Below are 11,007 nucleotides of genomic sequence, written 5' to 3'. Positions count from 1 at the left end.
ATCATAACGGAGGGTCTTTTTTTATGCAATAGATGAATTCTCACCTCACAGGAATAGCTCCTGCGGGAAAAGCGGGAAAGTTGAGACCCCACAGGGCAAACCCCGAGGAGGCTCAACTCACCCCCCGCGGAAAGCGAGCAACTGGAGCGGAAATCAACCAGCACTCACTATTAGTATGTAGGATTATGAAATATAGACTTTTTCAAGCGAAATATTGGATTGTCAGACCAATGTTTGCTAAAAATAAGGATGAAGAGTGGACTAAACGATCGTTTAACTATACGAAGCGTGTAATATCATGCTTCCGTCATTCTTATTCAAACGTTTGTTTAACAAAAAACCACAGAAAATCAGAGTACTTAATAAAAACGTTTAAACAACTGTTTAATAGAATGGAGCCTGTTAAATCAAGGTTTCTCGCCCTTAATCAAACGTTTGTTTAAAATGAGATAAAAGGAGTCATAAAGATGAAAACTGTATTACCAAAACCATTTACATTCGAAGCGGGTCCAAGAGCCGTATTGCTGCTCCATGGATTTACCGGCAACTCGGCTGACGTCCGGATGCTTGGGCGCTTCTTAGAAAAGAAAGGTTATTCAACACATGCCCCACACTATAAAGGACATGGTGTTCCACCAGAAGAATTGGTTCATACCGGACCTGTTGACTGGTGGGAGGATGTCATGGAAGGGTACGAGCATTTAAAGAGCAGGGGATACGAAGAAATAGCTGTTGCCGGCCTATCACTGGGAGGGGTATTTTCTCTTAAATTAGGTTACACTGTACCTGTAAAGGGTATTGTCCCTATGTGTGCGCCGATGTATATAAAAAGTGAAGAAATCATGTATCAGGGGGTTGTGGACTACGCCCGTGAATTTAAAAAATTTGAAGGAAAACCGGAAGATCAAATTGAAAAAGAAATAGAAGAGTTCAAGAAAACGCCGATGAATACATTGAAGGCACTGCAGGAATTGATTGCAGATGTGCGTGAAAACGTGGATATGATTTATTCACCGACGTTTGTGGTACAGGCAAGGCATGACCACATGATCAATACGGATTCTGCCAATATCATCTATGATAATGTGGAATCCGATGAGAAAGAAATCAAGTGGTACGAAGAGTCCGGTCACGTCATTACATTAGATAAAGAAAAAGAACAGCTTCATGAAGACGTCTACCATTTCTTGGAGAAATTGGATTGGACGGTTTGATGAATTCGATGATCAGGAGGGATTGTCATGGACGAAAACATTAAAGAGCATGTGGATAGGCTCCTTTCCTATATGAAGGAAGAAGCATACAAACCATTGACGGTACAGGAGCTTGAAGAGGCATTCGGAATTGAAGGATCAACGAACTTCAAGGATTTTGTCAAAGCGCTTGTCGTGATGGAAGAAAAGGGCCTCGTCGTACGCACAAGAAGCAATCGCTACGGCCTGCCTGAAAAAATGAATCTGGTCAGAGGGAAAGTATCCGCTCATGCAAAAGGATTTGCGTTTGTCATACCGGAAGAATCCGGAATGGACGATGTCTTCATCCCTCCGAACGAAACCAATAACGCTATGCATGGTGATATCGTGTTGGTCAGAGTTTCAACGTCATCTTCAGGATCAAGAAGAGAAGGGACCATCGTCCGAATCGTTGAACGCGGTGTGGATCAAATGGTAGGTACGTTTACGGAAAGTAAGCATTTCGGATTCGTGATTCCCGATGATAAGAAGTTTGCGAGCGACATCTTCATTCCGAAATCTGCCCAATTGGGTGCAGCCGAAGGACACAAGGTTGTGGTGAAATTAACCTCATATCCGGAAGGACGCAAGAGTGCCGAGGGAGAAGTGATTGAAATCCTCGGCCACAAAAATGATCCGGGAGTCGATATCCTATCTATCATCCATAAGCATGGAATTGATATTGAATTTCCAGAAGAGGTCATGGATCAGGCGAATAAGGTGCCGAGTGAAATCGATGAATCGGAAATTCCAAACCGGAAAGATCTGCGTGATCAGACCATCGTCACAATCGATGGCGCAGACGCAAAGGATCTTGATGATGCCGTAACGGTCACAAAACTGGACAATGGGAACTATAAGCTCGGAGTACATATCGCAGATGTCACCTACTATGTGAATGAAAGTTCCCCGATCGACCAGGAGGCATTTGACAGAGGAACGTCTGTATATCTCGTAGACCGTGTCATCCCGATGATCCCTCACCGATTATCAAACGGAATCTGCTCATTGAATCCCAAAGTGGATCGTTTGACTCTTTCCTGTGATATGGAAATTTCACCTGATGGCGATGTCGTGAAACACGAGATTTTCCAGAGCGTCATTAAAACGACGGAACGAATGACGTATTCCGATGTAAACAAGATCCTTGTCGATAAAGACGAAGAGCTTCGCAAAAAGTACGAGCCGCTGGTTCCGATGTTCGAGGAAATGGAGGATCTCGCACAGGTTCTTCGTACAAAACGGATGAAGCGTGGAGCCATTGACTTTGATTTTAAAGAAGCGAAAGTGCTTGTGGATGAAGAAGGTGCACCGACGGAAGTTGTCCTGCGGGAACGTTCAGTGGCTGAAAAGTTGATTGAAGAATTCATGCTGGTTGCAAATGAAACGGTGGCCGAGCATTTCCACTGGATGGAAGTACCGTTCATCTATCGTATCCACGAAGATCCGAAAGAAGATAAGCTTCAGCGTTTCTTTGAGTTCATCACCAATTTCGGCTTGATCGTAAAAGGGACAGCCAACTCGATCCATCCCCGTGCCCTACAGGAAATTGTCGAGGACGTACAGGGAGAGCCGGAGGAGATGGTCGTTTCGACGATGATGCTTCGTTCCATGCAGCAGGCAAAATATGATCCTGAAAGCCTGGGTCACTTTGGTCTTGCGACAGAATTTTATACTCATTTCACCTCACCGATCCGTCGTTATCCTGACTTGATCGTTCATCGTCTGATCAGAACGTATTTGATTGAAGGGAAAATTGATCAGGCCACCCGTGAAAAATGGGGTGCGCAAATGGGCCATATCGCTGAACATACATCCAGCCGCGAGCGCCGTGCAGTGGATGCGGAGCGTGAGACCGATGAGCTGAAGAAAGCAGAGTATATGGAAGACAAAGTGGGAGAGGAATACGACGGTATCATCAGTTCCGTGACGAATTTCGGGCTGTTTGTCGAACTGCCGAACACCATTGAAGGTCTTGTTCACGTAAGTTACATGACCGATGATTACTACCGGTTCGACGAGCGCCATCTTGCCATGATCGGCGAAAGGACTGCGAATGTATTCCGGATCGGTGACGAAATTACCGTTCGTGTCGTGAGCGTCAACAAAGATGAGCGTGCCATCGACTTTGAAATTGTCGGGATGAAGGGTACTCGCAAGGAACGCGAAGGCCGCACCCGCACATTCTCATCGGAGAAAGGGAAATCGAACCGTGAGAAATCGGATCGTTCGTCATCCCGTAAAAAGGACGGGGAATGGTCAACGAGACCTCCTAAAAATAATAAAAAGAAAAAAACGAATAAGAAACATTTTGAAAATGCACCGAGAAGCAAGCGTAAAAAGAAGAAGTAACAGTCTGGGAGCAACGGGACAACCTTTGCTCCTTTTCTTTTCAGAGTGTAACGATACAATTTTTCTTTAAAATATGAGATAATAATGAGTAGACAAGCGACGACTAGGGGGATTCCAATGCCAAAGGGAGAAGGCAAGCTTATTGCCCAAAATAAAAAAGCGAGGCATGACTATGCCGTAGAAGAAACATATGAAGCGGGACTTGTCCTTCAAGGGACGGAAATCAAAGCGATCCGCGGCGGACGCGTGAATTTGAAGGACTCCTTCGCCCGTGTTCAAAACGGTGAAATCTTCGTGCACAATATGCACATCAGCCCATATGAGCAGGGAAATCGATTCAATCATGAACCACTCAGAACACGTAAATTACTGCTTCACAAAAAGCAAATCAATAAACTGATCGGGGATTCCAATGAAGCAGGCTACTCGATCGTTCCTTTAAAGCTGTACATCAAAAATGGTGTGGCGAAGCTTCTGATCGGGCTGGCCCGTGGTAAGAAGAAGTACGATAAACGCGAAGATTTGAAGCGTAAAGAAGCGAATCGTTCCATTCAGCGTGAGCTTGCCCAGCGCCAAAAAGGGATGTAGCCGTACCGTTTTCCGGAATATGCCATTTGCAATTATCTCAGGATTTGTTATACTAGTATATGTCGCAAGGATATTGCGGCAGTAAGGACAATTGAATAAGTGACTTACACGCTGAACTTATTCTTTCCCGTTCTTCCCTTTCTATCATGGGGACGTTACGGATTCGACAGGGATAGTTCGAGCTTAGGTCGCGAGCCGTAGGGGTCGTCTACGTTAAAACGCCAAAGCCAATAATAACTGGCAAAACTAACAATAACCTAGCTTTAGCTGCGTAATAGCACTTTAGCTGTTCCTCCCTCCATCGCCTATGTGGTAGGGTAAGGGACTCACTCTTAGTAGGCTACGCCGGAGTCCACCGTCTGAGGACAAAGGAAGAGACCAATCAGACTAGCTGCACGGACGCCCGTCGATAGGCAGAAGCTGTAGCGAACTTGCGAATATATCGACTACGCTCGTAGACGCTTAAGTGGCGATGTTTCTGGACGTGGGTTCGATTAGTTCATAGTCGCCTTATGTGGTAACACATAAGTGAAAATTTGGCTTTATCGGTGAAACCTAAGTCACACCCAGTGTGATAAGGCAATGCCGAGCGGTATGTGGAGCAATCCAACAGCCGTGTATCGACTTATAGGCTGCCGGATAACGGTAGTACTAGGATGCGGAATCCTGTCTCTCAGTAGATAAATTTACATTTCGCATAATACGCCAAAGGACCTGAAACTACAAGGTTCAAGATATAGTCAGTGCCATGTCGAAAGCATGGAAGTGCACGTCCCACCGTCTCCACCAAATACATATTTGGTGGTTTTTATTTTATACAACCATATGAGGACTTTTGAAGGTTATCCTCTTAACTAACACACGTGTAACCATGTTTTTGCTGATTGGCATAGACATGGTTTTTTAGTGCTATTATAGAGGGAAATGACTTCTTAATAAATTTTATAATTTGAAAAATTCCTCTGTTTTTAACTTATCCGTACTATACTTTCCGTTTCTAACTGTAACTCGATCATAATGATCAAGAATCCAGGATGCTCTTTTCTTCTTCTTGTGAACTCTTAGGAATGGGAAAACTAATTAATATATACAGAACTTGATTCTTAGCCTTGATAGAGAGTGTGAATGAATTAAGGTGACGATCTGGATGGTAGTTTTTCTTTTTGGTGATTTGACCGTTTGTTAGTATTTGAAGATATTCTAAAAGTTCATAATCAGTAGAGGCGACAGTAATGCAAGGGCGTCTATGTTCTATGTCATGCATGCGTGTTAATGTAATGGAAACCTCTCCATCAATAATCCCAGCTAGATAAGCTGCTTCCCAATCCTCCATGCTAAACAACTCCTATTTGATAATTTATATATCAGTTGTACTATTCCTCTTTTTAAATAATTTCTAACCAACGTAAATTTCCTATTTGCATCATATTTGCACATTTAACGGGTATTGTATAAACACCTACTTAAAAAAGGAGATGATTCTTTGTTAGATTTAATCGGCGAATCAGCCAATACCTCCCTGGGGTACTTCTGGAAATCAGGGTGGGCCTTTGTACTGGGGTATTTGATTAGCTCCATGATTCAGGCATTTGTCCAAAAGGATAAAATGGTGAAGTATATGGGGAATGCCAGCTTGAAGTCGGTTGGGTTATCCTCGCTGTTTGGGGCGATCAGTTCATCCTGTTCATTTGCGGCACTGGCGGCAGGCAGGAACTTATTTAAAAAAGGTGCACATTTCATTCCGACCCTTGCCTTTTTGTTTGCGTCTACCAATCTGGTGATTGAATTGGGGATTCTTATTTATATCTTTCTTGGTTGGCAGTTCGTTGTGGCCGAAATGGTCGGCGGTATTATACTGATTTTGGTTACGTGGGTGTTAGTGAAACTCACTTTCCCGAAAAAACTAGTGGAAGAAGCAAGAGAGCATGTAGAGGATGAGGATGATGAAAATGAGGAGTTCGATTGGAAAAAGAAGATAAGGTCTAAAGAAGGCTGGCTTCAGGTCGGTCATGAGTTCGTCATGAACTGGAAGATGGTATGGAAAGAAATCACGATCGGATTTACGATTGCCGGGATGATGGCAACCTTTGTATCGGAAGACACGTGGAAAAGCTTCTTTCTCGCAGATCACCCGGACTCATTCTTAAAGGTATTGGAGAATGCCCTTATAGGGCCGTTGGTGGCGATGTTGACCTTCATCGGGTCGATGGGGAATATTCCGATTTCCACCATACTTGCATCCAGTGGGGTGGCATTCGCTGGGATTATGGCATTCATTTATTCAGATTTAGTCGTACCGCCAATTATTGCGGTTCATAAAAAATATTATGGATTAAAAACGGCCTTATATATTGCGGGAGTCTTTTACGTATCCATTATTTTAACATCACTTGGCATGCATTACGGCTTCACAGCCATGGGACTTCTCCCTGAAGATGCCAAGCAGGTCATGAATGAAGATCCCTTTAAGATTGATTATACATTCTGGTTGAATATCGTCTTCGTGGTGGTGGCCGGTGTGTCCATCTACTTAAACAAATTATTTAAACAATCCGATGCCCACTCGCACATGATGATGATGGAGGGGGATTCAAAGTTCAAGACGGTTGTGACTTATTTATGCTTACTTTATTTAATAGTAGGAACCATCTTCTTCATTTTTTAATAGGGTCGCACAAAGGGATGTCCCAGCGTTATGGAACATCCCTTTTACCATTCGTCCTTACGTTAAATTCTCTATGTTTACCCTGTGTTTGTGCAGATTCTATGCAAATCAAAATAAAGCTGATCAAACGAAGAAAAAAGTAATTTTTCCGTTTAATGCCATTCTAACTGGATAAAGGAATGTTGTAGTAACAAACAATCTTAAGGAGGAAGATAAAATGTCACATGAAAAGTATCAATCTGCCATCAAAGCACTACACGAGTGTATGGAAGCCTGTAACCACTGTTTCGATTCTTGTTTACAAGAAGAGGATATTAACATGATGAAAGAGTGTATCCGTTTGGACCGTGAATGTGCGGATATATGTGCATACTTAGAACAATCCTTGGTAAGGGGAACACCATTTGCAGCGGAACTCGCACAGGTGTGTGCGAAAATTTGTGAAACATGCGGGGAAGAATGTAAGAAACATGATCATGATCACTGCCAGAAATGTGCCGATGCCTGCTTCAATTGTGCAGAAGAATGTAAGAAAATCGCGTAATCAGAAAGAAGTGGGGACCATCCATTAGTCTCCACTTCTTTTTATATACGTTTATATTTTCCACTGGTACCCAATGCCCCAAATCGTCTTCAAGTGATTCTCGATTGGGAATCCTGCTTTTTTTAATTTATCCCTCAGATTCCTGATATGTGAATCGACGGTTCTGATGTCGGTTTTGGAATTGATATCCCACACCATCAGAAGGAGTTGCTCCCTGGTATATACGCGGTCAGTATTTTTCATCAGGGAATGCAGGATATTGTATTCCTTTAAGGTTAAGGAAAGAATTTGATTTTCATACTTTAACGTGTAGGTATGCCCATCCAATGTGAAGCCACCCCTGGTTAGTTGTTCCGAATCTTCTAGTTGCTCATAACAGGTTTTTCTTCTTAATAGGGCATTTACCCGTGCAACAAGTTCATCTTCGTCAAAAGGCTTGGTAATATAGTCATCAGCCCCTGCATTTAACCCCTTCACGATGTCATCCTTTTCCCCCCTGGCAGTCAACATGATGATGGGAACAGTGGAAAACTTCCTGACCTTTTCACAAGTATGAAAGCCATTCAATTCCGGCATCATGATGTCTAAAATAATTAGGTCTACGGGATGTTTTTTCATATATTGAATGCCATCATAGCCATTATTCTTCTTTATACACGAATAATCGTGAGGAGCGAGATAAAGTTCCAATAGATTCAACATCTTTGTTTCGTCGTCTATTAATAAAATGGTGTTCATCGTTCAACCTCCAGGCATTACATGATGATATTGATTGATGTCCCCTTTTCCGGTTCACTTTCGATTGAGATGTTTCCACCGTGGGCTTCCACGAGCTCCTTTACGATGGATAAACCGAGACCGGAACCTCCAAAGTCCCTTGAACGTGATTTCTCTACCCGGTGTAACCTGTTAAATACCTTGGGAAGCTCATCGGCTGGAATCCCGATGCCTTGATCGTTGATTGTAAGGGCCAACTTGCCAGTTCCATGTTGTCGGACGATGACCGTAGTGGTTGAACCCGCCTTTGAATATTTCAAGGAGTTATCCAATAGATTCATGATGATTTGTTCCAGGCGGATCGGATCTGCATGGAATGAAAAAGGGTCCTTGACAGAAAGGATTAAATCCATGTCCCGACCTTTAAAAGCAGGAGTGATCTTTTTAATGATTTTATGGAAGTATGGGGATGATTGTATCTCTTCCAGTTGAATGGAAAAGTTATTCTCATCAATCTTGGCAAGTTCAAATAGGTTATCGATTAATGTGACAATGGTCTTTGATTCTTCCTGTATGATCGTTAAATACTCTTTTCGTTCAGATTCCGGAATTTCGTCGCGAAGAGAAACATTCGTATATCCAAGAACATACGTCAACGGGGTTCTCAGCTCGTGGGAAATAGTGGCCAGAAATTCAGATCGGTCGTGTTGAATGGTCTCTAAATCATTGGCTAGAGTTTTGATGGATGTTGCCAGTTCCCCTAGTTCATCTTTCCCCAGGTGGGGTAGCTTGACCTCGAAATTCCCTTTGCTCAATTCTTCAGTGGCTTGCTTCATTCTAATGAGTGGCCTTGTCAACCTTTTGGATAGAAGGAAATGGATACCGGCTAATATGATGAGACTCATGATTCCTGCAAGAAGAAAGTGTCCATTTAGTTTACTGATTAAGTTCCGTAATGGAGAGGCGCTTTTAAACATAAAAACATAGCCTTCGTTGCCATCTTTCTCAAAAGCCGTAACCGTAGCTAAATAATTCATGTCTTTCCAATTTGATTCAATCATCCTTCCTTCCCGGGGCAAAGATTGGGGGCTCTCATCAATGAGTTCTCTCATTCCTTTTGTTAATTTCTTCGAACTGATAATAACGTGATGATTTTTATCAGTAATCACCACTTCGGTTTCGGTTTTTGATTCCATGAGCGCAATATGATGCAAGGTAGTAGTTGAATAACGATCCTCTAATACATCCCGGTGGCTGTTCCCCCGGGAAAGGATGGATTGAAATTCCTCCTGAATCCGGACATCAATAATATTGTCATGGAGGTATAACATTAATAAACCTTCCATGATGAATACGGCGATCGTAAAGTAAGCAGCTAACTTGATTGAAATCTTATTCACATCGGCAACCTCATTTATATATTCTTTGTTTAGTTTAGGGGAAAAATATGAAAAAAGTATGCACATTCTCCCTTCTACTTAAATTCGCTTCATTGAGTACTCATACGATACCCTAAAAAAGCTGTCTTGAAAATGTTTGTTCTCCATATAATTTGCATATTTGCTGGGTAAAATTTTAATTAAAATGACTCGGGGAGGTACTACCTATGAAACAACGTAGAAGAAAATGGTTCCTAATTATCGTTACAGCTCTGTTTCTCATGTTGAGTGCTTGTTCAAATGATCAATCTGAGAATAAAGCTAAAAGTGACAAAGATACAGAGAAGTCGGAAGAAATGGATGGTATGGAACATGGTGACATGAATCACTCAGGTTCGGAAGAGATGCCGGAGGGATTGAAAGAATCAACAAGCCCTAAATTTGAAGTAGGAAGCAAAGCCATCATGAAGGTTGATCATATGAAAGGGATGAAGGGTGCAGAAGCAACCATTACAGGTGCTTACGACACGGTTGTTTATACCGTTACCTATACACCAACCACTGGTGGAGAGAAAGTGAAGGATCATAAATGGGTCATACATGAAGAACTGAAGGACTTTGGTGAGAAACCTTATAAACCTGGAGAAGAGGTTGTCTTGAATGCTAATCATATGAAGGGGATGAAGGGGGCAACGGCTACCATTGACTCCGCTGAGAAGATGACGGTTTATATGATAGATTACACACCTACTACAGGTGGGAGTGTAGTCAAGAATCATAAATGGGTAACTGAAAACGAATTATCACCAGTTGAATAAAGAAGGGAGAGATGTCCGAAATAGGTCATCTCTTTTTTACACAATCACTTTCCTTCTTTGTTTGAGATTGACGGTTTATAGAATATCACCAGTGGTACAGAATAAAAAACAGGGATCAAGTGCAACAGGCCATTTTTACATTTAGTCGAATCAATTCTGTTGACTAAAATCGATTACAGTTGTAAACTATAAATATAAATCGATTACAAATGTAAACGAAAAGGAGGGATAAACTTGCCCAAAGAAGAAAAACCGGAAATCACGGATTCTGAGTGGGAAGTGATGAGAGTTGTCTGGACGCTCAAAGAAGTGACCAGTAAGGAAATAAGTGCTGTCCTTCAGGAAAAGAAAGAGTGGAAACCGGCAACGACGAAAACCTTTATTGGGCGCCTGGTCAAAAAAGGGATGCTGACGACCGAAAAAATCGGCAACCGGTTCATTTACAGGCCGGGAGTCAGTGAGGAAGAAAGCCTCAAAACACTGAAGGCAGGATTATTCACCCATATATGCAGCCGGGCTGTGGGGAGGACGATTGCCGACTTGATTGGAGAGGCAACGCTGAGCCATGATGATATCGCCCTTCTTGAACAAGTTCTACAAACCAAGAAAAAAGATGCTGTCGATGAGATCGCATGTAATTGCGTACCAGGACAGTGTACCTGTAAAAAGGATCACGGCATGAACTGCCATCATTAAAAATTAAAGGAGTGTT

10 protein-coding genes and 1 other RNA gene are annotated in these 11,007 nt (G+C 42.5%); 8 read left to right on the top strand and 3 right to left on the bottom strand.

What is annotated here, in order from left to right; genetic code table 11:
• Positions 1-467: 467 nt before the first annotated feature.
• The 4 genes from JI667_RS16215 (at position 468) to ssrA (ending at position 4,669) form a co-directional block, all read left to right on the top strand.
• Positions 468-1,214 (top strand): alpha/beta hydrolase, encoded by a 747-nt coding sequence (locus JI667_RS16215; protein WP_206857040.1) that lies wholly within the window; start codon positions 468-470, stop codon positions 1,212-1,214.
• Between the two features lie 27 nt (positions 1,215-1,241).
• A complete protein-coding gene (rnr, locus tag JI667_RS16210) occupies positions 1,242-3,584 on the top strand; it encodes a ribonuclease R (RefSeq protein ID WP_206857038.1) in 2,343 nt (780 codons plus the stop codon).
• Between the two features lie 117 nt (positions 3,585-3,701).
• Positions 3,702-4,172: an SsrA-binding protein SmpB gene (gene smpB / locus JI667_RS16205; protein ID WP_206857028.1), complete on the top strand. Its 471-nt coding sequence runs from the start codon at positions 3,702-3,704 to the stop codon at positions 4,170-4,172.
• Positions 4,173-4,328: 156 nt separating this feature from the next.
• Positions 4,329-4,669: a transfer-messenger RNA gene (ssrA, locus tag JI667_RS16200) on the top strand.
• A 524-nt stretch (positions 4,670-5,193) separates the two neighbouring features.
• Here ssrA and JI667_RS16195 read toward each other — a convergent pair.
• Entirely contained in the window at positions 5,194-5,505 is a 312-nt protein-coding gene (locus tag JI667_RS16195) for an LAGLIDADG family homing endonuclease (protein WP_244668354.1), read from the bottom strand.
• Between the two features lie 150 nt (positions 5,506-5,655).
• Between JI667_RS16195 and JI667_RS16190 the strand changes: the two genes are divergently transcribed.
• Positions 5,656-6,837 carry a permease gene (locus tag JI667_RS16190; protein WP_206857024.1) on the top strand — a complete coding sequence of 394 codons (1,182 nt, stop codon included), beginning with the start codon at positions 5,656-5,658 and terminating at the stop codon, positions 6,835-6,837.
• Between the two features lie 217 nt (positions 6,838-7,054).
• A complete protein-coding gene (locus JI667_RS16185) occupies positions 7,055-7,381 on the top strand; it encodes a four-helix bundle copper-binding protein (RefSeq protein WP_060672600.1) in 327 nt (108 codons plus the stop codon).
• A 51-nt stretch (positions 7,382-7,432) separates the two neighbouring features.
• On the opposite strand, the gene JI667_RS16180 is transcribed toward JI667_RS16185, so the two are convergent.
• Together JI667_RS16180 and JI667_RS16175 are read right to left on the bottom strand one after the other, a co-directional pair.
• A complete protein-coding gene (locus JI667_RS16180; RefSeq protein WP_206857022.1) occupies positions 7,433-8,119 on the bottom strand; it encodes a response regulator transcription factor in 687 nt (228 codons plus the stop codon).
• A 17-nt stretch (positions 8,120-8,136) separates the two neighbouring features.
• The gene (locus JI667_RS16175) at positions 8,137-9,498 is read right to left on the bottom strand and encodes a sensor histidine kinase (RefSeq protein ID WP_206857021.1); all 1,362 of its coding nucleotides are present in this window, start codon (positions 9,496-9,498) and stop codon (positions 8,137-8,139) included.
• A gap of 206 nt (positions 9,499-9,704) precedes the next feature.
• Between JI667_RS16175 and JI667_RS16170 the strand changes: the two genes are divergently transcribed.
• Positions 9,705-10,295, top strand: a complete 591-nt coding sequence (locus JI667_RS16170; protein ID WP_206857019.1) for a YdhK family protein — start codon at positions 9,705-9,707, stop codon at positions 10,293-10,295.
• 234 nt (positions 10,296-10,529) lie between these two features.
• Positions 10,530-10,991: a CopY/TcrY family copper transport repressor gene (locus JI667_RS16165; RefSeq protein ID WP_206857017.1), complete on the top strand. Its 462-nt coding sequence runs from the start codon at positions 10,530-10,532 to the stop codon at positions 10,989-10,991.
• Positions 10,992-11,007: the final 16 nt, after the last annotated feature.

This window comes from Bacillus sp. NTK074B, from assembly GCF_017303375.1.
Classification (GTDB): domain Bacteria; phylum Bacillota; class Bacilli; order Bacillales; family Bacillaceae_B; genus Rossellomorea.
The sequence above is the reverse complement of the archived record's forward strand: the minus strand, read 5'-3'. Positions and strand labels throughout refer to the sequence as shown.

What these genes read in the sequence shown, in the direction of transcription:
- rnr (WP_206857038.1), top strand. Translation starts at nt 1,242, where the DNA reads ATGGACGAAAACATTAAAGAGCATGTGGATAGGCTCCTTTCCTATATG.
- JI667_RS16180 (WP_206857022.1), bottom strand. Translation starts at nt 8,119, where the DNA reads ATGAACACCATTTTATTAATAGACGACGAAACAAAGATGTTGAATCTA.
- JI667_RS16185 (WP_060672600.1), top strand. Translation starts at nt 7,055, where the DNA reads ATGTCACATGAAAAGTATCAATCTGCCATCAAAGCACTACACGAGTGT.
- JI667_RS16215 (WP_206857040.1), top strand. Translation starts at nt 468, where the DNA reads ATGAAAACTGTATTACCAAAACCATTTACATTCGAAGCGGGTCCAAGA.
- JI667_RS16195 (WP_244668354.1), bottom strand. Translation starts at nt 5,505, where the DNA reads ATGGAGGATTGGGAAGCAGCTTATCTAGCTGGGATTATTGATGGAGAG.
- JI667_RS16170 (WP_206857019.1), top strand. Translation starts at nt 9,705, where the DNA reads ATGAAACAACGTAGAAGAAAATGGTTCCTAATTATCGTTACAGCTCTG.
- smpB (WP_206857028.1), top strand. Translation starts at nt 3,702, where the DNA reads ATGCCAAAGGGAGAAGGCAAGCTTATTGCCCAAAATAAAAAAGCGAGG.